Origin of the sequence: Corynebacterium sp. HMSC062A03 (assembly GCF_001811145.1) — a bacterium.
In the GTDB taxonomy this organism is placed as follows: Bacteria; Actinomycetota; Actinomycetes; order Mycobacteriales; family Mycobacteriaceae; genus Corynebacterium; species Corynebacterium aurimucosum.
On the sequence record NZ_KV803689.1, the window covers coordinates 69,628 to 91,599 of the forward strand.

A 21,972-nucleotide genomic window follows, 5' to 3' on the forward strand; every position below is an offset into this window, starting at 1 on the left:
TTTGTTTTCAGCTCTGCGTTTCACTCAGCTCTGCGTGATATGCGTCTCAGCGGCTAAGGGCGATGGATTTCTCATCGCGCACGAGGTAAATGCGCTCAGGGGTTGCGGAGGCATCGGGGTCCACCATCACCGTTACTGGTCTTTGAAGAAAGTCAATGAGAGCCCCGTCCGATTGCGAGCCAAAGCAGATGTTGTCTGACATCAAATCCCACGTGATATCTATCTCACTAGCCTCGTTACTCTCAAAATGGAAACCGGCGTTATCGCAGGAGAACTCCAAGTACTGGTCCCAAAAGTCCACGTAGAAGGAATCCGGCTGCTGTGCGGACTTCCACTCGGCATTCACCACAAACTCCAACTGCTGCGCATTGGCGGTGACCAAGCCTGCGGGCGTGCTAGTAATAATGTTGCGCTGTGAGGATCCAGCTTCCGCTATGTCCGAGCTCCCCGGCAGTTCCGAGGAGCCAACAAAAGAGAAGAGGGAGGAAATGAAAAGCAGGATAGCGGAGAGAATCGCTTGAATCATGGGCCAAAGTATAGCCCCAGGTGAAGGACCGGTGTTTGCAATCTGTTTGCACCGTGTTTGCACCCACTTCGGTTTACCTGGGATTACTCGGGCCTACTTTTAGGCGACTAAAACGCAAATAAACCCCCAGGCTATCCGGCGTTTGTACCGTTTGACCTGGGGGTTTAGGTGGTGCGCCCGGAGGGATTCGAACCCCCAACCTTCTGATCCGTAGTCAGATGCTCTATCCGTTGAGCTACGGGCGCAGTCCGTTGGTAAGCAGTGCGTGTGCTCTGCTGTGCAACGAGGAATAACTATACCTACGGTCTGAAAAACTAACAAATCAGCAGTTCACGACCATTTTTTCACCTTGAGTTTCGAGCTTCCACTTTACCCACTGTTCACCTAACCGGTAGGAGCCTTGAGCTTAAAACGCACTCTGTCCCCGGCACCGAGTCATCGCTTCGGCGCCAGGGACAGAACTACCAGAAACTAGACCGCCAGGCCGAAGATGGGCACAGCCAACAGATAGACGGTCAGGGTGATGAGGAAGATGCCCAGGATGTTGAGGCCCAGACCACCCTTGATCATCTCACCAATCTTGACGTAGCCGGAGCCGTACGCGATGGCGTTCGGCGGAGTAGCAACCGGGAGCATGAACGCACAGGTTGCAGCCAGCGCCACCGGGATGGTGAGCAGCAGAACGTTGATGTCACCCTCCGCAGTCAGGCCAACACCCACGGCAACACCGCCCATGATCGGGATGAAGGTCGCGGCGGTCGCAGTGTTGGAGGTGATCTCCGTCAGGAAGAGCACGAGAGCGGCCACTGCGGCAACGATGAGAACAGTTGGTAGGACACTGAGTCCCTTGGCCATCTCACCAATCCACAGGGACAGACCGGACTTGTTGAACATGGCCGACAGCGACAGGCCACCGCCGAAGAGAAGGAGCACGTCCCAGGGCATCTCGTTGGCGGTCTCCCAGTCTAGAAGGCGAATGCGGCGCTGGTTATCCGCAGGCAGGATGAACAGCAAGATGCCGGCCGCGATGCCCACGATGGCGTCATCGTAGTTCTCGAATTCCTTGAGCACGAGCGGCAGGGTCACCCACGCCGCCGCAGCGAACAAGAAGATAATGCCCGTCATGATCTGGGGACGGGTCCAGGGGCCGAGGGCCTTAATTTCATCGTCGATAAGCTCGCGACCGCCCGGAATTTCGGTCATCTCCGGCTTGAAGACGGTGATGAGCAAAAGCCATGCGATGATCAAGAAGATTGCAGCCAGCGGCACACCAACGGCCATCCAGCGACCAAAGCCCAGGGTCACGTCCCAGGTGTCTGCCATGTAAGCATTGAGGAAGGCATTCGGCGGAGTACCAATAAGGGTTCCCAGCGAACCGATAGATGCAGAGTATGCGATACCCAGCATGAGAGCGGTGGCGAACTTCTTCTGCTTATCCCAGCCGCCGACGGTCTCCGCGGTCAGCGCCAGCACCGAGGTGCCAATCGGCAGCATGACCACAGCGGTTGCGGTGTTAGACACCCACATGGACAAGAAGCCAGTAGCGAGCATGAAGCCCAAAATCAGGCGCTTCGGCGAGGTACCAATCAACTTCACCACATACAGCGCGAGGCGGCGGTGAAGGTTCCAACGCTGCAGGGACAGTGCGATGAGGAAGCCACCCATGAACAGGAAGATGGTCGCGGACGCATACGGCGCGCCGACTTCCTTGATGGCCCCTACGCCCGCCAGCGGGAAGATGACCAAGGGCAAGAGCGCGGTAGCGGCCAGCGGGATGGCCTCCGTCATCCACCACACGCCCATGAGAATGGTCACGGCCGCCACGGCACGCAGCGCACTCTGGGTGTATTCAACATCATCCTTGGCGCCGGGTGATTGCAACACCGTGTCGACGGCGTTACTAGGGAAGAGAAACCACACAAGTGCGGCGAGGACGAGTCCGACGATAAGGCCAATGGCCATGCGCCGCCATTCGCGTGTATCGACGCCGCGGTCGTCTTCACCCTCCGTGTGTGCGGTTGAGACGTGAGTTTGCGGGGTAGTCATCTGCCCCCTCCTTTTCCTGGTTAACCAGCCCCCATTCAGTTGAGAGAGTTACTGAAATCACTGAATGGGCCTACACGTTCAGGCTATCGAGACCACAGACAGCCAACAAACACTTTCGCCTCATTACCCCCACTAAGGCCACAGATTCACCCCTGTTAGCAAAATCTTTTGCAGATTAGCTGCAAAGAATGCTCACCAATGTGTGGGCAGTCCGCAGCCAATTCCCCTCCCCCAGATCCCCAGACCTCGATCCCGCAACCTGCAGGTGGGCGTCGCCAAGCGCTTGCCGACGCCCACCACCCACCAGGGGGTTGCGGGATCGAGGTCTGGGGGTTTGGCCCTGAATGCTGCTCAGCGCGCGCGAGCTGCTCGAATGCGCTAAAAGTAAGCCATGAACAACCTAGGCATCTTTCACTACATAGACACCCACATGGTCGATCTGCGCACGCTCACCAACGACGACCCCCGATGGGGAAAAATTCACGCAAGGAAATTCCATAAGCTCGCGTGGTGCTATGTCATTCCCCTGCACCGATGGCTGCACTTGAAACCCTGGGAGCGAGAAACCGCAGAGGTTTATGCCCATGCGCGTGCCGCACCGCGGGCAACTCTCCTGGGCAAAGCGGCTGCTCGCATCCATGGCATCCCTACGCTCACAACGCCGAGCGAGTATTTCGCGACAGTCCCCTCCAACTCCGTTCCCCAAAGGTCCAAGCGCCAATACTTCCGTTACAAGCAGACAAAGCTCAACAATCAAGTCACAGAAGTCCACGGGATCCGGGTTACGTCCCTGGCACGCACAGCGATCGACATCGCGCGTTTCGATGGCTTCGTCGAAGGTCTCGTCGCCGCAGACTACGTACGGTCACGCCGGGTATCAAAGGACACCCTCAACTGGGTTCTTGGCAACATGGGTCGCGTGAAAGGAGTCGCGGATGCGCGGCGGGCCGTAGAGCACAGCGTCAACAGCTCCGAATCTCCCTGGGAGTCTTATACGCGGGCGCTTATTCTTGACGCGGGCCTTCCCGCGGTTCGCAGCCTGCGCGCCCAATACCGGGTCAATCAGTACTACGCCGACCTCGCGATTAATGGCTGGCTGCTCATTGAAATTGACGGCAATGTGAAATACGAAAACGAACTGGAAGAGGTAATTCGGGCCGAACACCAACGCCAAAAGGCGCTCCTCAACCAGGGCTTTGTCGTCTTACGCTTCTCACCCCAAGAATTGCGCGAAGCTCCAAAAGACTTTATCGCCACGATCGCGCGGCACTTAGCTGCGGGGCCTAGGAACCTTCGCTAGATCCCCAGACCTCGATCCCGCAACTCCCTGGTCGGCGGTGGGGCGTCGGCAAGCGCTTGGCGACGCCCACCTGCAGGTTGCGGGATCGAGGTCTGGGGGTTTGGCTCTACCAGATAGCGGCAAAGGCAACCGCCCCGAGAATCATCGTTCCAAGTGTCACGGCGGCAAGAGCCGGAGCTCCGGGCAGGGCGGGCGATTGGGCCCGAGCCAGGATCTCGTCAACATGGCGAAGCTTGGCGGTGGCCAACCACAGCACCACGGCCACCACTGCCCCAACAATCAATGCGGCCCATGGCGCAACGGAACGAACGACCAGCAAACCCGCGATGAGGCCGGCTAGACCCGTGCGCTGCCAGGCTAAGCGGGTGCGCTCGGGTTGGAGGCCGGGATCAAAAAGCTCGCTCACGCTAGCAGCTCGCCCACCAGAATCATCAGGCCGATGATGATCACCACACCAACAATCAACGCCAACGCTGGGCTAGCTGGGAGCGGACGCCCATGGCGCATCGCGCGCTCAGAGGCACCCCAGTGAAACCATGCCACTGCCGGCAGGATGATGGCCACGATCAGCATGATGACGGAAACGACGCGAGTCAGCGTGGTGTTCAGCGGCAGCTCGAAGGTCTCCAGAGCCACACCACCGGCGATAAAGGCTAAGGACGTGCGGATCCACGCCAAAAAGGTGCGCTCATTAGCCATGCTGAAGCGCGGGTCGGGTTCCTCCCCTGTTCCATACACCGAGCCCGGAAAACGTGCCTTCGTCATACGCGCCACTGTAGCGCCCCGCTCCTCGCTCCACAGTGCGAGGCACCCCAAGCACCGCGCTTAGGACTGCGAGAAGGCCTCAAGATCCGCTGGGCTACCGGCGACGACGATGAGGTCGCGGTGGGTGAGCTCGGTGCCGTCGACAAGCGGGCGCCACTGGCCAGGCCCCTCACAGCGTGAGATGAGCTGAACGTTGTGCTCTTCCCACACCTGGTGCAGGTTGAGCGGACGCTTGCTTATCGACGCCGGCGGGGTCATCGCCGTCACACCATAGTCGGTGGCGATCTCCGCAAAATCCTCGAAGCGCCCGCCCAACAGGTGCGCCACGCGGCGGCCCGTATCGCGCTCTGGGCGGATCACGTGGTGCACTCCCAATTGGCGCAGGATACGGGCGTGCGCATCCGAATCTGCCTTGGCCCAGATATCGCCTACCCCCAGTTCCACCAAGTTCGAGGCGGTGAGGATGGAATCTTCCAAATCGGAGCCGATGGCCACGACCACGCGTTCCACTTCATCAACGCCCAGCTGGCGGAGGGCCTCGGCGTCGGTCGTATCCGCGGTCACGGCCTCGGTGAGGTACGCGGCGTGCTCGCGCACGTGCTTCTCCTCGGCATCGATGCCAAGAACCTCCACGCCATGCTCCATCAATTCACGGGCCAGGGAAGAACCGAACCGCCCCATGCCAATGACGACGACCGGCGGAATATTGATGGAAGACTTCTCACGCCGCAGGGCGCTGAACATGTTAGCCAATGAACGGCCTTTCTTCTGGGTAGCGGTAGCGCAGGCTAATAGTCCGGGCGGCCAGTGCCGCCACGAAGGTGGTGGGGCCTACGCGGCCAACGTACATGATGAGACACAGCATGAGCTGTGATGGTGCGGACAAACTTGCGGTAATACCCGTGGACAAACCCACGGTGGCGAAGGCGGACATGACTTCGAAAGTGACCTGGTCCGCGGTGAACTCGGGGTCCCAGATGCGCAGCGTTGCCACGCCTACAGCAACAACGATCATTCCGGCGGCGGTCAGCGCGAGGGCCTGGCGGAAGGTGGACAGCGGCAGGCGACGGTGCCCGATGGAGGTGTCTTCCCGGCCCAAGAATTCAGAGATCATCGCCGCGCCCAGAACGCATGCGGTCGTCACCTTGATGCCACCCGCCGTACCGGCGGAGCCGCCGCCGATGAACATCAGGATATCCGTGACCATCAGCGTCAACGGATGCGCTTCCCCGTAGTCAATGGCGTTGAAACCGGCCGTGCGGGGCGACGCACTCATGAAAAAAGCGTTAGTGAGCTTCTGTCCCAGCGGCATCCCGTGTAGTACCCCAGAGTTTTCTGCGAGGAAGAAAACAACGGTGCCGCTAAGCAACAAAAACGCTGTGGCACCCAGCGTCATCCGGGCGGTCATGGACATGCGGTGAATGCGTGGCGTGCCACCACGCCAGCGTGTTAGCCGTGCGCGGGCCCGTCGCACGAACTCCGCCAGCATGGGATAGCCCAAGCCACCCGTAATCAGGGCGCAGGCGAGGGGCAACAGGATCCAAGCATCGGCGGCAAAGGAAACGACGCTATCGGAATAGGTACTGAACCCGGCGTTGTTGAAGGCCGAAATAGCGTGGAAGATGCCTTCCCACACCGCGCGTCCTGGTGCTACTCCGTGTTCGGTGGCTAAACGCACGCCGATAAATACGGCAACGATGGCCTCGCAGATCAGAGTCATCACCAAGGTAAGCAGCAAGGCGCGGCGAATTCCGCCAGAGACCACGGCGCGGCCCTCCGCAGCACTAGTTCTGCGAGCTTTGAAGCTGATGCGTCCGGTCAGAAGCATGCCCGATAACGACGCCAAACTCATGATGCCGAGGCCGCCCAGCTGGATGAGCGTAATAATGACCACTTGGCCGAAGGGCGTCCAGTAAGTTCCGGTGTCCTCCACCACGAGACCCGTCAAAGAGACTGCCGAGGTAGCCGTAAAAAGTGCCGGCAAGAACGGAGTCCACTGTGGAACGTTGGCGGAAATCGGCAGCATAAGAAGCACCGTTCCCACGAGGATAAGCAGAATAAAGCCCGCGGCGGTGAGCCGAGCTGGGCCCAGGAAATGACCGCGTTTCACAGCGCTTCAGCTTACCGCTGGGTGCCGTTTCACGGGACCCCACTAACCTGTGAGTATCTCCAGAGTTTTATGTAAATAGCATCGGCTGCACCGTGCGGTAAGCACTACATCAGCTTGGTCTTTTCCAAGGTCTCCACCCAGCCATTGGTGAACTTCTCCAGCGGCTTGTGGAAGACCACGCCCAACACGAGCATCGGTACGGCAAAGAGCAAGAGGGCAAGCAGCGACAGCCAGAAGTCACCGTGGTAGGTTCCGGCGATGGCCGCGCGGAAGGCGCGGATGGTGTAGGTCGCTGGCAACCAGGGGCTAATGTTCTGGAACCACTCCGGAAGCACCGGCAATGGGTAAGCACCGCCCGAAGAAGAGACCTGGATGACCAGCATGAGCACCGCTAACGCCTTGCCCGCGTTGGCAAACGACACCACAAAGGTGTAGCAAATCAGCATAAAGATGAGCGAGCTTACCCAACCTGCCAGCAGCATGAGGATCGGGTGCGCGGGCTCGATGCCTACGAAGAAGATGAGGCCCAGGATGAGCATCGTCGACTGCACGAGGCCGACCGCCGCGAAAATACCGAAGCGGCCAAAGAAGCGCTGCATCGGCGAATACTTGTCCTTGTCCACAACGTCGGTGCGCACGCTCACTGCGGTCAGCAGCGCACCCACCCACAGCGCCAGGGCGGTGTACATGGGCGTCATGCCGGCGCCGAAGCTCTTGACCGGGTAGACCGCTTGCCTGTCGACGTCCACTGGGGCCGCAATCGCACGCGCCAAGGCGTCCGGATCTGAACCAATAAGGTCCGCGAGTTTCTTCAGATCCCCGGATTCCGCAGCGGAATCGATGTCCTTCTTTAGATCACCAAACTTGTTCGCCTTGTCCTGCAAGCCAGAGGCGAGCTTCTGTACCGCATCCCGGGCATCCGTCAAGGAAGAGGAATCAATGGTGACGGGAGTCTTCGCGGTATCCAGATCCGCGCTTACCTGGCCCAGGGAATTCTGCAGCGCGCGCAAGGATTCACGCAGACCGGAGGTGGAGATTCCCTCCACTGCCTTCTTGGCATCATCGAGGCTGGAGAGATCCGGCTTCGTAGGTTCGGGTGCGTTGGCGGCGGCCGTAAGGCGCGCGTGAAGGGCACGCTCGGCGTCGATAGCGTCCTCGATCCGGCTGAGCGCTTTCTCCTTATCCCCTACGGGAATCGGGAGGGCCTCAATGTGGCCATGCAGGTTCTGGTACTGCGCAATGGTGCCTTCTACCTGGCCGGCCAAGGTGTTGAGCGCGGCGACGCGGTCGGCGCGGGAGGCGGAGGCGTCGTCGTAAAGCGCATCAATGCGTTGGCGCACCACGTCATAACTGGCGCTGGTGGCGTCGAGGGATTGTTGCAGCGCATCCGTGGAAACGTTGAGCGAGGAGGACTGGACCTCCGGCAGCTCCAGGTCTGCCGAGTCCGCAATGCGCTGGGCGCTTTCCATGAGCGGAACCGCGGTATCCACAAGTCCAGCCAAGGAACGCGCGGTACGTGCCGCCATATCCAGCTGGGTCTGCACACCATCCGCGCGCGCCTGCATCCGGTCCAACACGGCCTTGGTATCGCCCTGGCTCAAGAAGTCGGAGAGTGAGGTAACCAGATCGAAGGAGACGTCACCGACCGTCGTGGTGAAGGCCTCGGCCACCTGCGCCGACACGCCCTCTGCACCCTGACCTGTAATCTTCGGCGCCAGCGCATTCTTCTTTTCATTCATATAGAAGGACAAATCCGCAGGCTGGGAACCATCCGTGTAGAAGTTCATCATGTCGGTACTGAAATCTTCCGGAAGCACGATGGCTGCGTAATACTCACCGGACTTGGTACCTTCTATCGCCTCATCGGAGGTGGTCACAACCCAATCCAGCTGCTCGTTCGCGCGCAACTCGTTGAGCACCTGGTCGCCGACGTTGATGGGCACCGGCAACAGATCGCTTTTATAGCCGGTGTCCTTGCTAGCCACCGCCACCTTGAGCTGGCTGGTGTTATCGAAGGGATCCCAGCTGGCCAGAACGTTAAACCAGGTGAACAGCATCGGGATAACGACGAGGCCCACGAGCATCACCGCGCTCATCACGTTGCGGCATGCGGTGCGCATGTCATTCAGAAAAAGTTCGAGTGTTCCACGCATTAGTTATCCCCCTCCGTGGACTCCGCGCCAATGCGCGCTGGATGTTTGATGTCATCCTCATCCAACGTCACCAGCTCTGCGGACTGCTTCAGGCTAATGCGCAGGTACTCCAGGGTGACCGCGGCGATAATGATGAGGAAGCACCATGCCGTCCAAATGGCCAGAAGCAGCGGCTTCTGGTCGGGCAAGAGACCCGAGACGACGATGAGGATCACCACACCGATAACACCGGCGATGCCCACCAGCTTGAGCCAATAGCCCCAGTCATGCGCGCGGCGGTCCAGATCCTTCTTCAGGCCACTGCGGCTATCCAGCGCCTGGATGACGTCCGCGATGCGGTAGCCCGAGCCGACAACCTGCACGTTTTCATAGTCAAAGAGCTCGGTATCCCGCAGCTCGCGGTTAAAGATGACATTGAAGTGCGCCAACGCCTTACGCAGCAGCAGGCCGAAGACGAAGAACAGAATGAACATGAAGGCGAGCACGGCCATGTTCTTGAAGTAGTGGTTGCCGTAGAACCCACCGATGGTTTCGCGCATGGCATCGATGCCGTACGTGAATGGCAGTAGTGGGTAGATGGTGTGGAAGAAGTTGGGCAAAAGCTCAATCGGGTACAGGCCCGAAGCACCCGGAATCTGGATAATGACAAAGACCACGCAGAGGCCACGTCCCAGGTGTCCCAGGGATGAGGACAGTGCGTAAATAATGCTCAAGTAGGCCAGTCCCACGAGTATGCCTGTCAGGACGAAAGCCGGCGCATTCACGGTCTGCACGCCAATGAGCAGGTCACCGACGGTCACCGTGATGGCCTGGATGATAACCATCAAGGCCATGAGGAGGAAGCGGCCCAAGTAGGCCTGGCCCACTGTGACGCGGTCGAAGCCTTCCTTATCCACCTCGACCCGGAAGATCACCATGAGGACGAAGGCACCAATCCACAAGGAGAGGTTGGTAAACAGCGCCGCCATGGCGGAGCCGTAGCTGTCCACCGGGTACACGGTTTCGGTCTTCAGCTCGATGGGTTCGGCAAAGAACCTACCGATTTCTTCCGCATCCAGCCCGGTGACATCCTGAACGACTTTGGAGTTCATTGCGGCTCGCAGCGAACCCACATCGCCCTGCATAGCGCGCAAACTGTCTTGCAGGGCAAGGAGGTTGGCATCGAAATCAGACAAGGTGTCCTTCGTGGCACGCAGCTGCTGGGCCACACCATCTAGGAGACCGTCTGCCTCCTGCATGGTGCCCTTCTGGGCTTCCAGGGTAGAGCTCAAAGCGCTCGCCATGGAGCTCAGATTGCTCATGGCGCGGTTGATTTCGGGCACGGCGGACGTCACGGTATCGCGCAGCGTCTGCGAGGTGGCCTTGGTATCGGCCGCCGCCTGATTAATGGCCTCCGCGCTAGCCTGCACGTTATCCGCCGCGGCCTGGGTATCCTTGCTCAGCGCGCTGAGGTTTCCCACCAACTGGCGGTTGGATTCATTACCCTCATCAAGGCGCTGGATGGCGTCATCAATTTCCTTAGCCACCTGCGGTGAGAGTGTTGCGGAATCGCGCAGGGCTTTAAGCTGCGCAATCGATTCTGCGCTCGCATCAATGGCGGTATTAGCCCGCTGCGTGGCGTAATCGAAGCGGTCACCGGCCTGGTTCAGGCCAGCGGTGACATCAGCGATGGATTCCTGCGCCTGGGCGGTGCCGTCCGCCACCGCAGTCGCACCGTTGACGAAAGCGCCGGTGGTCTGGTCGGTGAAGTCCCCAATACCACCTTGGGCCTGCTCGACCAGGGAGGAGACCTCGGCGAGGGCGGTTTGGGCGTCGCCCAGCGCAGCACTCACATTGGCCACCGTAGACTTAGCTCCCAACGTGGAGTCAGCAGCGGCGTCAAGCTTTCCCTGGATCCGCGCGAGGTTCTCGCGGTTGCCGTCAATCTCCTGCGCGGTCTCCCCAAAAGAGGAGCTGGTGTTGTTCATCGCGCGCGTGACTTTTCGCTCAAAGTCGGTACCGGTGTCCTTGACGTTCTCCGCAGCGACGGTGGCCACCTGCTCCTTAAAGGCTGCCGTGATCTGCTTGTCCAGACCATTGGCACCGGTATCCGTAATCTTCACGGCGATGGCGTTGTTCTTCTCGTTGACGCGGTAGACCAGCTGCGGCTGCGTGAACTTCCCGTCGAGCATGCTCACGAGGTTCTCACTGAAGTCCTCCGGAATCGTCACTGAGGCATACACGTCTCCCTCTAAAAGGGCTTTCTCGGCTTCGTCGCGCTCAAGGAATTGCCAGCCTATCTGGTCATTCTTTTTCAGTTTCTCAATGACCTCGCTGCCAACATCAATGTCCCCAGTGAGCTCATTGTTAGCACCCTTATCCTCGTTGACCACGGCCACCTTGATGTTGTTGGTATGGCCATAAGGGTCACGAAAAGCCGCGATGTTCACCCATGAATACAACGCGGGGGTGATGATGAGTCCGATGAGGATGATCCACGCCCTGGGGACGCGGCCAAGCCTGGCTACATCTCTGATAAAAATCTTCCAACTTTGGCGCACTGAAGGCAGTGTACCCGTTGAAGCTTCGAGTCTCTAACCTGCCGAAACCCATAACGTAATTTCCATGATTAACAATTAACGATTGATATGGTTTGCTGAAACAAAACCCTTGCCCACACCCCGCCAACTTGTATTGATAAACAAATTTTTCTAGCACTTTCACTACCCACTACAATCGGCGGCCATGATTGAAGTCGCAGCCGTCGTCATCCGCAACCCGCAAGGCCACGTGCTTACCGTGCGCAAGAAGTCCTCCACCAAGTACCAGCTGCCCGGCGGCAAGCCTGAGGCGGGCGAAGCGCTTGTCGACGCCGCCCTGCGCGAAGTCGCCGAAGAAGTAGGCCTCACCCTCGACGCCGAGAGCCTCAACGAACTCGGCACCTTCGACGCTCCCGCCGCCAACGAACCGGGCGAGGTCGTCGTCGGCACCATCTTCACCTGCACCCGCACCATCACCGCCGACGAACCCCAGGCGGCCGCCGAAATCGGCGACACCGCCTGGGTCAACCCAGCGGCCCCCGACCGCGAGCTTGCGCACCTGTTGCGTGACCGCGTCTTCCCCGCGCTGGCTGGGTAGGTCCGTTTTCGTAAATAAGGCCTCAAAATCTCGAAAATCAGGGCCTTAGATGCGAAAAGGTACCCCGAACGGGGACAATTGGAGAGACTTGGCTCCAGATGACATCATGTGTCACGTTTTCTACAGCGACCAGCGACCGCCAGTGCCCCCTCGGCTAACATAGACTGCATGAATGCTAAGGCTGAACTCCCCTCTTTCGATTGCGGAGGGCCGGCTCTTATCGATCTCAACGACAAAGAAGCCGTGTGGGAAGCACTCGATGCCCACTAGAAGTCAGAAATGCCTATCTAAAACAACAAAACGCAGAACCCGAGCCACCGGTGAAACGATGACTCGGGTTCTGTAGTTTGCGGAGACGAGAGGATTTGAACCTCCGGACCTACGCAAGTAAGTCAACTCCTTAGCAGGGAGCCCCATTCGGCCGCTCTGGCACGTCTCCAGCGATTCGCAATGAATCGTCCATCACTCTACCTGAGCGCTTCCCCTATGGACAAAATGGGGCTTCCCTATTCTTTCCCTGAAGCGCCGCGTGCAGCTTGAGGGCAACGTAAAGAGCCGCGCAACGCCAGCCATCATCGAGCACGTCGGGCCCGAGGATCTCACGCACGCGGTCTAGGCGGTAATGCAGAGTAGCGCGGTGAATGTAGAGCGCATTAGCGGTCGCAGAGACATTGCGGGAATGCTCAAAATAGGTCAGCAGGGTGTGCCAGTAGGAGTTGCGGGGGTCGTCGAGAAGCACCGCGGCATCCGGGCTCATCGCCACCACCGTCGCGGGGGTCAGTTCCCATCCACGCAGCAGGCGCCACGCGCCCGCCTCTTCCCAGCGCAGCGAGTCCTGGCCGCAGAGTTTGGCCACGTCCGCCATGAGTCGCGCCTGCGGGGCCGTCGGCGCCGAGCCGCGGGCTACCACCTCGGCGCCGGCGACGAGCGACGCACTCTGTAGCTCCTCCATAAGGGCCTCGGTGTCCTTGTCATCGCGGCGGCACTCGACAAGCACGAGGGAATCGTGAGAATCCGCAACCAGGAAGGGCCGGCGCACCAGCGGGCGGGCAAGCTCCACGGCCACCGCGCGCTGATCGCCTTCCACCAGCACGCGATGCACGGTCAGCTCGCCATCAGAGGGCAAAAGATCGCGCTCACGCGCCCCGGCCAGCGCGGCCAGATCACCGGTAAGCACCTCGCGGGCCAGCTCACCGAGCTGTTGGGCGCGGGCGGCGAGGGGCGCATCGCGTTCGTCGATAAGCCTGGCTAGCGGAGCCGTTAAAGAACCGAGGCGGACCAAGGGGGCATCACCCAGCGCGGGCTCATCAATAATCCACAGGTAGCCCACGAGCCGATCCTCGTGGCGCAGGGGGATGACCACGCGAGGCAGCATGTCATAGCGCGGGTTGGCGGGCAGGCGAACCGGCAGCACAGCCTCTTGAATACCGAAGCTCAACATCCACGGGATCGGCTCTGGGGGCGGGGTGCGGTTAAGAATAGAGGCCGCACGGTTCTTATCGATGGCACCAATCTGGGCACTGGCCGCAATCACCGCGATGGCGGGGGTAGTCACCTCGACGGAGCGCTGCAGGATCTGGGCGCATTCGTCGACGATATCCTGAATGCTCGTCAGCTGCGGGGGTGTCACTTTTGACATATGTCAAAGATACTTCCGAATATTGTCTAGTGACAAACAAAACTGTGGTGCGCAATAATCTCCTACAGTTCAATGACTCACGTCACAGATATACGTTCATGAAGGGCGTCTACATGACCACAACCAACAATTCCGTCAGAGCACAGGACGTTGTCGCCAGCGACAACGCCAGTACAGACGACGGCCTGCAGCGCGGCATGAAGTCGCGCCATCTGCAGATGATCGCTTTTGGCTCGTGCATCGGCACGGGCCTCTTCTTAGGCTCGGGCGCCTCCATCCAGGAGGCCGGTCCGGGTGTTATCGCCGCCTATGCCATCGGCGGTTTCATCATCTTCCTCATCATGCGCATGCTCGGTGAGATGGCCGTGGAGCACCCCGTCGCCGGCTCTTTTAGCGCCTACGCCCGCGAATACATCGGCCCCATCGCCGGCTTTGTCACTGGTTGGAACTGGTGGTTTACCACCATCGTTGTCGGCATGGTGGAGCTTACCGCCGCTGGCACCATCATGGATTTCTGGTTCCCCGGCATCCCGCACTGGCTCACCGCCCTCGTCGCTCTCGTCATCGTCACCGCCATCAACCTGGTGCACGTCGGCGCCTTCGCCGAGGCAGAATTCTGGCTTTCGCTCATCAAGGTTGCCGCGCTCATCCTCATGATCGTCGTCGGCGCGGCCATCATCTTTGGCCTCACCCCGGAGCCGGCCCTGGGCTTAAGCAATATCACCGAGCACGGCGGTTTCTTCCCCAACGGTGCCCCCGGTGTGCTCTTTTCCCTCGTCGCTGTTATTTTCTCCTTCGGCGGCATCATCTCCATCGGCACCGCCGCGGGCGAGGCGCAGGATCCCGCTAAAAGCCTGCCCAAGGCCATCAACAACGTGATCTGGCGCATCCTCATCTTCTACGTCGGCGGCATCGGCATCATCGTGCTGCTCGCTCCGTGGAACGAACTCGATACTTCCACCTCACCCTTCGTACGCGCGCTGAGCACCCTAGGTATCACGGCTGCCGCCACGGGCCTCAACCTCATCGTGCTCGTCGCCGCCGTCTCCGTGTTCAACACCATGACCTTCTCCGGCGCGCGCATGTTGCGGGATCTCTCCCGCGGCGGCCAAGCTCCGCCCTTCTTCAACTCCGTCAGCGCTAAGGGCGTGCCGGTTCGCGCCCTGCTCTTCAACTCCCTGCTCATGGGTTCTGCCGTGCTGCTTAATTTCCTCTTCGAGGGCAAAATCCTGATTGTTCTCCTCGCCATCATCGTGGGCGCGGAGCTCATCTCCTGGTCCGCCATCGCCGTAGCTCACCTGAACTTCCGCAAACGCTGCCCGGATGCTGCTTTCCGCGCGCCCCTCTACCCCATCGCTAACTACCTGTGCTTGGCCTTCTTCGCCCTCGTCATCGCTTTGATGTTCATGCTGCCGGACTACCGCACCGGTGCCATTGTCCTACCCTGTTGGATTGTGACCTTGGCACTCATCTGGCTGGGGAAGAAGCGCCACGACGCACGAAACACATAGAAAGGACCCTCTCATGCAGACCACCATTGGTGATTTCATCCTGGACCGCCTCAAGGCCATCGGTATTACTGAAATCATCGGCGTGCCCGGTGATTTCAACCTGAGCTTCCTCGAGCAGATCGAGGCCTCCGAGGGCATCCGCTTCGTCGGCGCCTGCAACGAGCTCAACGCCGCCTATGCCGCTGACGGCTACGCCCGCCAACGCGGCGTGGGCTGCCTGCTCACCACCTATGGCGTGGGCGAGCTTTCCGCGCTCAACGGCATTGCGGGCGCACGTGCCGAGCACGTCCCGCTGGTGTCGTTGGCAGGCGCGCCGCCGCAGTATGCGACCGAATTCCGCTGGAACCTGCACCACTCGCTTGCCGACGGCGACTTTGCCAACATGCTCGATTCCTTCGCGCCCTTCACCGAAGTGGCCACGCGCGTGTCCCCCATGAACGTGGTCGAGGAATTCGACCGCGCCCTGCACACCTGCCTGCGCGAGAAGCGCCCGGTGCACATCCAGATTCCTTCCGATATCACGCACCTGACCATCGAGGTCCCCGACGAGCCTTTCTCCACCAAGCTGGCACCCTCCGATCCGGAGCGCCTGAACGCTGCCGCGGACTACGTGCTGGAGCACTTGGCGAAGGCCAAAGACCCGATCATCCTCATCGATCAGGACACCAACCGCCACGGTTTCACGGAGAAGCTCCGCGCCATCATCGACAAGGCCCAGCTGCCTTACTCCCAGCTTTCCTCCGGCAAGGCCATCCTGTCTGAGCGCCACCCGCTGTTCATCGGCACCTATAACGGTGCGGCCTCCGCACCAGGCGTGCAGGAACGCATCGAAAAATCCGACTTCCTGGTCACCACGAACCCGCGCTTCATCGAGGTCAACTCCGGCTCCTTCACCCACAACCTGGCCGATGCCCGCGTCTATAACTTCGGCGACCAGCACCTCAACGCCGACGGCGAGTTCTTCGTGGGCATCAATACGCTGGAGCTTCTCGACGTCCTCCTCGACCGCATCCAGGAAGCCGAGACGTCGCCAAGCGCGGCCTTCGAACCCGAGCCCTTCGAGCCGAACCCGGATGCCCCGCTGACCCAGGAGCGCATCTGGCCGCAGATGCTCGGCTTCATCCAGGACGATGACGTGGTCATCGCCGAAGCCGGCACCTCCAACATTGGCTTGGGCCAGCAGCGCATGCCCGAGGGCGTGCAGTACATTAACTCCACCATTTGGGGCTCCATCGGCTTTACCCTGCCCTGCGTGCTGGGCTCACAGCTGGCCAACCCGGAGCGCCGCCATGTTCTCTTCATCGGTGATGGCTCCTTCCAGCTCACCGCCCAGGAGCTGTCCACTATCCTGCGTCAGGACTTGAAGCCCATCATCGTGTTGGTGAACAACGATGGCTACACCATCGAGCGCTACATCCTGGGCATGGAACGCGAATACAACGAGATCCAGATGTGGGATTACACGGCTCTGCCGAAGGCCTTCAAGAAGGACACCACGATGGAGTCCTACGTGGCCTCAACCGAAGGCGAGCTGGCGAAGGCCCTAGACGACATCGCTGCTCACCCAGAGCGCGGCGCCTTCCTCGAGGTGCGTCTTGATGCTTTCGACGCGCCGAAGGGCCTTCAGGCCTTCGGGCCGCAGACCGCTGACTTCGACTTCGGGCCTCGTGGGCCCCGCAACGCCTAAGGTGGAGAACATGATTCGACCAGACCTTTCCTCCCTGCCCGCCTACGTTCCCGGAAAGAACGCCGAGCACGCCTTGAAGCTCTCCTCCAATGAGGCAACTCAGGAGCCGCTGCCCGGCGCGCTCAAGGCCATGGAAGCTGCAGCCGCGCACGTCAACCGCTACCCGGATATGGGCGCGGTGGAAATCCGCAAGGCGCTCGCCGAAAACCTCGGCGTCACACCGGAGCAGGTCACCTGCGGCGCGGGTTCCTCCGCCATCTGCCAGCAGCTGGTGCAGATCACCTCGGTGCCCGGTGATGAGATTGTCTTCCCCTGGCGCTCCTTCGAGGCTTATCCCATCTTCGCGCAGGTCGTGGGCGCTACCCCGGTCAAGGTCCCGCTCACCGCGGATCACCGCGTGGACTTGGAGGCCATGGCGGCTGCCATCACGGACAAGACCCGCCTGATCTTCGTGTGCAACCCGAATAACCCCACCGGCTCCATCATCACCAAGGAGGAGCTCGACGCCTTCCTGGCCAAGGTCCCGAAGGACGTCATCGTGGCGCTCGATGAGGCCTACATCGAGTACAACCGCAACGACGCCGTCCCGCTGGCCACCGACTACGTCCACACTCACGACAACGTCATTGGCCTGCGCACCTTCTCCAAGGCCTATGGCCTGGCCGGCATCCGTTTAGGCTATGCCTTCGGCAACGCCGAGATCATCGAGGCGCTAAGCAAGGTGGCCATCCCGTTCTCCGTGAACTCGGTGGCACAAGCTGGCGCTGTGGCCTCGCTGTCCGCCCAGAAGGAGCTGCGTGAGCGCACCGACGAGACCGTGGAGCAGCGCGACCGCCTGGTGGAGCACTTCGCCGACTTTGGTGTGCCGGAATCCCAGGCCAACCACATCTGGTTCGCCGCCGACTCCATTGCGAAGCTAGGCTCCCCGCAGGACGTTGCTGCACAGCTTGCCGAGAATGACGTTCTCGTCCGCGCCTTCCCTGAGGGCGTGCGCGTCACCGTGACCACAGCTGAGGAAACCGACGTGCTGCTTAAGGCGTGGGACGTTGCCTTCGCTGCAGAGGAGTAGTTTCCGCGTTAGAGTGCAGTTGTGAAGACATTTATCAATTTTGCACTCAACGTCATTGCCGTCGCGGTGGCCTTCTGGGCCGTGGTGGCGATTGTCCCCGGAATCGACATCGTCCCCGCTAGCACCCAGAATTTCCTGCTCATCGCGGCGGTCTTCATCATCGTCAATGAGGTCGTCACCCCGGTGCTCCGCTTCCTCGGCGCCCCGCTGACCTGCCTCACCCTGGGCCTCTTCGCGCTCGTCATCAACGGCGCGGTCCTGCTCCTCGTCAGCGCGCTGATGGATTCACTCGTCATCGACGGCTGGGGCGCCGCCATCATCGGCGCGATTGTTCTCGCGATCGTTTCCGGCGTGGTGAACTTCTTCACCAGCCCGCTGCGAACTCGACACTAACCCCCAGCGAAAGGCGGGAGGACGTCGACGCGGGAGGCGTCGGCAAGCACGGCGTCCTCGGTAGCGCTCGCGCCATCCACCAGGAAGGTGCAGCGCTCCAGCACCTCCGCAAAGCTCATTCCGGCCTCGGTGCTGCCGGTATGCTGAGCACGCAACACGTCCAGCAACTCCCCCAGCGTCGCTGCCTGCGCTGTGTCCTGCGCGCGCCCCGCGGCGGCGCGAGCTGCGGCAAAGTAGTGTATGTCAACCATGGCTGCCACTATGCCAGCCTCCGTGACAGGAAGGAACCTGATGCGCACCTATGAGGAACACCTCGCCGCCGTTCGCGCGGCCCTTCCGCAGCCCCGGGTGGTGTCCACTCCCCTGAACAGCGCCTTCGGACGCCGCGCCGCCGCGACGTACCGCGCCGAACACAACCTGCCGCCTTTCGATAATTCACAGATGGACGGCTATGCGCTTCCCACATGTGACGGCGGCACCTTCACCGTCGGCCGCACTATCGCGGCGGGGGATCCCCCGGGCTCGCTCGAGCAAGGCACCGCCCTGCCCATCATGACCGGCGCGAAAATCCCCGAGGGCACCGTCACCATCGTCCCCGTCGAGCACTGCGAGCCCCCACGCTTCCCGGAGGAAGGCGCCACGGTCACGGTGCCGGCAGCCCCTGAGCAGTTCATCCGCCGCGCGGGCTCCGACGTCAAGGCAGGCACAACGCTCATCAACGAGCACGCGCTTCTCGACGCCCCCTCCATCGCCACCCTCGCCTCCCAGGGCCTGACCGAGGTCCTCACCGTCGCGCCCGCCCGCATCCTCATCTGTACCGGTGGCGCTGAAATAGGTGGCGAAGGTGGGGCCACCATCCCCGATTCCAATGCGCCAATGCTCGCAGCTTTGGCCAGGCAGTATGGCATCGACGTGGCTGGCTTCGTGCGCACGAACGACGATCCTTCTGCCCTGCGCGCGGACCTCGCCGAAGCAGTCATTACCCACCGCCCCGATGTCATCGTCACCTCCGGTGGCATCTCCCATGGAAAATTCGAGGTCATCCGCCAAATCTTCGAAGAAGACGGCTGGTTCGGCCACGTGGCGCAACAGCCGGGTGGCCCGCAGGGCCTGTCCCGCCTTGGCGACGTCCCCGTAGTCTGCTTTCCCGGCAACCCCATCTCCACGCTGGTGAGCTTCCGCCTCTATTTGGCACCCGTCCTTGGCCATGCCTCAGAGCCGGTTCGCGCGCACCTTGTTGAATCCGCAGACGGACTCAACAACCGCGAGCAGTTCCGCCGTGGAACTATCAGTATTTCCGATGGCACAGCCCACGCCTCCTTCCTCGGCGGCACCAGCTCCCACCTAATGTCCCAGGCCATCGGCGCTAACGCCCTCATCCGTATCCCGGCTAACACGCAGCTTTCAGCCGGCGACCTCGTGGAGGTATTCCCACTCTCATGACCCACCGCGCACTCGTTATTGTTGCCTCAACCCGCGCCGCCGCCGGCGAGTACGAGGACCGCTCCGGCCCCATCTTGGTGAACTTCCTGCGTGAGCAGGGCTTCGATACCCCGCAGCCCCTCGTTGTCGCGGACGCCGACATCGACGCCGCCTTGGCCACCGCCTTCGCCGATGCCCCCTCCGTCATCCTCACCTCCGGCGGCACCGGCATCACACCGGATGACCGCACCGTCGAAGCACTCACCCCGCATCTCGAGCGCGAGCTCCCCGGCCTGGCCCACGCCTTCTACGCGCACTCCGCCGGCATCCCCACTGCGGCGCTCTCCCGCACGGTTGCCGGAGTCACCGGGTCCACTTTCGCCATGGCCCTGCCCGGCTCCACGGGTGCGGCCAAGGACGGCTGCGCGGTCCTCGAACCGGTGCTTAACCACATCATCAACCAGCTGGAAGGCATTCATGAGCACTAACTTCGGCTTACTCGGCGCCCACATCAGCGCTGAGCCTATCTCAGCCCCCGACATCGCCACCGCTGAAACCGGCGCCGTCGTTTTATTCGACGGCATCGTGCGCAACCACGACTCCGGCCGGGGTGTGAAACTCCTGACCTACACCGCGCATCCCAGCGCCCAAGAAGAGATCGAGCGCGTTGCCGGCGAGGTCGCCGCTGCCTTCCCCGCCGTGCGCCTCTGGTGCGCGCACCGGACTGGAGCACTAGCAATTGGCGAATCCGCCTTCCTCGTCGCCGCTTCCTCCGCGCACCGCAAGGACGCCTTCGAGGCTGCTTCGACCTGCGCCGACCGCGTCAAGGCGGAAGTCCCCATCTGGAAAGAGCAGCTGCATACCGATGACACCACCACGTGGGTAGGCCTGGAATAAACAGTTGTATGCACTGTCGGAATTCGGTACGGACGGGAAATGGGCTTAGATCCAGAAAGTGAAAGCGCAATGCTCATAGCACTACTTCGAAAACTCCTAGCGGTTTGCGCTCTAGGCGTCTGTGCACTTGTCGTTTCTTCGTGTGCGCAAGAGCGTTCACAGACATCGAAGTCTTTTACTACTTGGGAATGGGGCGGGATCGCTAGGGCTGTCTCTGTGACTCCTTCCGTAAATAATCACAATTATGTTTTTGGAACGAGCACTGATGAGGTGGACTCTCTCGCTGAACTTGCATCGGTGTATAACCCTTCGATGGAGAGGCTCGGTGAAGGGTATGTGGCTCCAGATAAGGATCAATTGGTTGTCTTTGATTCAGATTTTCGCAAACAATCTGAGAAACCTCTCGCAGGTTTAGGTCTACCGACCCAAACAGCTTCTGCTGGTTCTGTGGACAATAAAGCAGCAGTGTTTGTTTTTAACGAAGGCATGAGCGATAGTCCGTATGCGAGCCGCATAGTGCTCGCAACTAAGGAAACTACAAGCACGGTAACTCGCGATAGGAGACCAGTCGCGTTAAGGGCTTGTACTGATGAAAAAGCTGTCTGGATAGAACGTGACGAAGATGACGGAAGCGGTTTAACGCTTGTGCGTATGGGAGTCGACGGGTTGTTGTCTGAATCTCGCCTTGATATACCTGCCGGAACAGTCGCATCCGAATACTTCTCTGCTCTTGGGTGCGGGAAAGAAAAATCATATATTTCTTTTCCTGACGATACTGGTGGTGCGTATGTTGTCTCGGTTGGTACCTCGAATGAAAAACCAACTTTAAAACACGAAGGAAATATCGAAAGGCTGCCGATACCAGGCGTAAATAGGTCCTCTCGCTACGAAGAAGGAAGCGTGTCGTACTTTACGAGTCGAGGAACGATCGTGGCACTTGATCTCGAGCGTCAGGAAGTTAAAGAAACTGAACCGCTAATCGGCGCAGATCGCCGTCCTGTATCTGCAACTATCGACGGCGGAAATCTATATATCGTGACTCAGCCGATTGAAGGTGCTGAGGAGCTTCGCGTACATTCTTTTACATTCAAAGACCCAGCTGCGGATAAGGATGGCGCGCATATCGCGAAGCTTAGCCAGCTTATGCAAGGTGGTACTGCAAAAGGTGCATACACAATTCCGATGTCTATTTACCCTTTCGATAAACGGACGGAATAATGCCTAGAAGAGCTTTATTTTCTGCTCTTTACCTCGCATGGAAATCGCAAGTCCACTGCCTGGCTGATGCGCCTAGCCGACATTTCGGACCTGACCCCTGTTAGGTAGACACCTGATAT

The 21,972-nt window shown here is 60.3% G+C and carries 20 protein-coding genes and 2 tRNA genes; 10 read left to right on the top strand and 12 right to left on the bottom strand.

Annotated elements, in window-relative coordinates:
- Positions 1 to 46: 46 nt before the first annotated feature.
- The 3 genes from HMPREF2781_RS08850 to HMPREF2781_RS08860 form a co-directional block, all read right to left on the bottom strand.
- Positions 47 to 526: a hypothetical protein gene (locus HMPREF2781_RS08850; RefSeq protein WP_070645455.1), complete on the bottom strand. Its 480-nt coding sequence runs from the start codon at positions 524 to 526 to the stop codon at positions 47 to 49.
- A gap of 169 nt (positions 527 to 695) precedes the next feature.
- Positions 696 to 771 (bottom strand) — tRNA-Arg (locus HMPREF2781_RS08855).
- 226 nt (positions 772 to 997) lie between these two features.
- Entirely contained in the window at positions 998 to 2,572 is a 1,575-nt protein-coding gene (locus HMPREF2781_RS08860; protein WP_070444291.1) for an SLC13 family permease, read from the bottom strand.
- Positions 2,573 to 2,963: 391 nt separating this feature from the next.
- Here HMPREF2781_RS08860 and HMPREF2781_RS08865 point away from each other — a divergent pair, with 391 nt between their 5' ends.
- Positions 2,964 to 3,872, top strand: a complete 909-nt coding sequence (locus tag HMPREF2781_RS08865; protein WP_070645457.1) for a DUF559 domain-containing protein — start codon at positions 2,964 to 2,966, stop codon at positions 3,870 to 3,872.
- 106 nt (positions 3,873 to 3,978) lie between these two features.
- Here the strand turns inward: HMPREF2781_RS08865 and HMPREF2781_RS08870 are convergent, their stop codons facing one another.
- The 6 genes from HMPREF2781_RS08870 to HMPREF2781_RS08895 all read right to left on the bottom strand — a co-directional run bounded on the left by HMPREF2781_RS08870 (position 3,979) and on the right by HMPREF2781_RS08895 (position 11,440).
- Complete coding sequence (locus tag HMPREF2781_RS08870) at positions 3,979 to 4,278, bottom strand: DUF202 domain-containing protein (RefSeq protein WP_070645459.1); 300 nt, start codon at positions 4,276 to 4,278, stop codon at positions 3,979 to 3,981.
- Positions 4,275 to 4,637: a YidH family protein gene (locus HMPREF2781_RS08875; protein WP_046648866.1), complete on the bottom strand. Its 363-nt coding sequence runs from the start codon at positions 4,635 to 4,637 to the stop codon at positions 4,275 to 4,277. Before HMPREF2781_RS08875 ends, HMPREF2781_RS08870 begins: the two co-directional genes overlap by 4 nt.
- Before the next feature lie 60 nt (positions 4,638 to 4,697).
- On the bottom strand, positions 4,698 to 5,381 hold the full coding sequence (locus HMPREF2781_RS08880; protein WP_070444297.1) for a potassium channel family protein: 684 nt from the start codon (positions 5,379 to 5,381) through the stop codon (positions 4,698 to 4,700).
- A gap of 1 nt (position 5,382) precedes the next feature.
- Positions 5,383 to 6,747 (bottom strand): TrkH family potassium uptake protein, encoded by a 1,365-nt coding sequence (locus tag HMPREF2781_RS08885; protein ID WP_070444299.1) that lies wholly within the window; start codon positions 6,745 to 6,747, stop codon positions 5,383 to 5,385.
- A 104-nt stretch (positions 6,748 to 6,851) separates the two neighbouring features.
- Positions 6,852 to 8,867, bottom strand: a complete 2,016-nt coding sequence (locus tag HMPREF2781_RS08890) for a YhgE/Pip domain-containing protein (RefSeq protein ID WP_246821828.1) — start codon at positions 8,865 to 8,867, stop codon at positions 6,852 to 6,854.
- A gap of 32 nt (positions 8,868 to 8,899) precedes the next feature.
- Positions 8,900 to 11,440 carry a YhgE/Pip domain-containing protein gene (locus tag HMPREF2781_RS08895; protein ID WP_070645463.1) on the bottom strand — a complete coding sequence of 847 codons (2,541 nt, stop codon included), beginning with the start codon at positions 11,438 to 11,440 and terminating at the stop codon, positions 8,900 to 8,902.
- Positions 11,441 to 11,624: 184 nt separating this feature from the next.
- Between HMPREF2781_RS08895 and HMPREF2781_RS08900 the strand changes: the two genes are divergently transcribed.
- Complete coding sequence (locus tag HMPREF2781_RS08900; RefSeq protein ID WP_070645465.1) at positions 11,625 to 12,017, top strand: NUDIX hydrolase; 393 nt, start codon at positions 11,625 to 11,627, stop codon at positions 12,015 to 12,017.
- Positions 12,018 to 12,367: 350 nt separating this feature from the next.
- On the opposite strand, the gene HMPREF2781_RS08905 is transcribed toward HMPREF2781_RS08900, so the two are convergent.
- Together HMPREF2781_RS08905 and HMPREF2781_RS08910 are read right to left on the bottom strand one after the other, a co-directional pair.
- Positions 12,368 to 12,456, bottom strand: a tRNA-Ser gene (locus HMPREF2781_RS08905).
- A 45-nt stretch (positions 12,457 to 12,501) separates the two neighbouring features.
- Positions 12,502 to 13,656, bottom strand: coding sequence for a PucR family transcriptional regulator (locus tag HMPREF2781_RS08910; protein WP_070645467.1), 1,155 nt, complete (start codon positions 13,654 to 13,656; stop codon positions 12,502 to 12,504).
- 113 nt (positions 13,657 to 13,769) lie between these two features.
- Here HMPREF2781_RS08910 and HMPREF2781_RS08915 point away from each other — a divergent pair, with 113 nt between their 5' ends.
- From HMPREF2781_RS08915 to HMPREF2781_RS08930, 4 genes are read left to right on the top strand one after another with little or no spacing between them, the layout of a single operon-like run.
- On the top strand, positions 13,770 to 15,167 hold the full coding sequence (locus HMPREF2781_RS08915; protein WP_083308552.1) for an amino acid permease: 1,398 nt from the start codon (positions 13,770 to 13,772) through the stop codon (positions 15,165 to 15,167).
- A 13-nt stretch (positions 15,168 to 15,180) separates the two neighbouring features.
- Positions 15,181 to 16,854: an alpha-keto acid decarboxylase family protein gene (locus HMPREF2781_RS08920; RefSeq protein ID WP_070645469.1), complete on the top strand. Its 1,674-nt coding sequence runs from the start codon at positions 15,181 to 15,183 to the stop codon at positions 16,852 to 16,854.
- A 10-nt stretch (positions 16,855 to 16,864) separates the two neighbouring features.
- Positions 16,865 to 17,923, top strand: coding sequence for a histidinol-phosphate transaminase (gene hisC / locus HMPREF2781_RS08925; protein WP_070645471.1), 1,059 nt, complete (start codon positions 16,865 to 16,867; stop codon positions 17,921 to 17,923).
- 21 nt (positions 17,924 to 17,944) lie between these two features.
- Entirely contained in the window at positions 17,945 to 18,316 is a 372-nt protein-coding gene (locus tag HMPREF2781_RS08930; RefSeq protein ID WP_070645473.1) for a phage holin family protein, read from the top strand.
- On the opposite strand, the gene HMPREF2781_RS08935 is transcribed toward HMPREF2781_RS08930, so the two are convergent.
- Entirely contained in the window at positions 18,313 to 18,567 is a 255-nt protein-coding gene (locus HMPREF2781_RS08935; protein ID WP_070444738.1) for a MoaD/ThiS family protein, read from the bottom strand. The genes HMPREF2781_RS08930 and HMPREF2781_RS08935 overlap by 4 nt on opposite strands.
- Before the next feature lie 40 nt (positions 18,568 to 18,607).
- Between HMPREF2781_RS08935 and HMPREF2781_RS08940 the strand changes: the two genes are divergently transcribed.
- The 4 genes from HMPREF2781_RS08940 to HMPREF2781_RS12425 all read left to right on the top strand — a co-directional run bounded on the left by HMPREF2781_RS08940 (position 18,608) and on the right by HMPREF2781_RS12425 (position 21,853).
- The gene (locus HMPREF2781_RS08940; RefSeq protein ID WP_070645475.1) at positions 18,608 to 19,759 is read left to right on the top strand and encodes a molybdopterin molybdotransferase MoeA; all 1,152 of its coding nucleotides are present in this window, start codon (positions 18,608 to 18,610) and stop codon (positions 19,757 to 19,759) included.
- The gene (locus tag HMPREF2781_RS08945; RefSeq protein WP_070645478.1) at positions 19,756 to 20,226 is read left to right on the top strand and encodes a MogA/MoaB family molybdenum cofactor biosynthesis protein; all 471 of its coding nucleotides are present in this window, start codon (positions 19,756 to 19,758) and stop codon (positions 20,224 to 20,226) included. Before HMPREF2781_RS08940 ends, HMPREF2781_RS08945 begins: the two co-directional genes overlap by 4 nt.
- Positions 20,216 to 20,635, top strand: a complete 420-nt coding sequence (locus HMPREF2781_RS08950; RefSeq protein WP_046647051.1) for a molybdenum cofactor biosynthesis protein MoaE — start codon at positions 20,216 to 20,218, stop codon at positions 20,633 to 20,635. Before HMPREF2781_RS08945 ends, HMPREF2781_RS08950 begins: the two co-directional genes overlap by 11 nt.
- A gap of 216 nt (positions 20,636 to 20,851) precedes the next feature.
- On the top strand, positions 20,852 to 21,853 hold the full coding sequence (locus HMPREF2781_RS12425; RefSeq protein WP_141750581.1) for a hypothetical protein: 1,002 nt from the start codon (positions 20,852 to 20,854) through the stop codon (positions 21,851 to 21,853).
- Positions 21,854 to 21,972 lie beyond the last annotated feature (119 nt).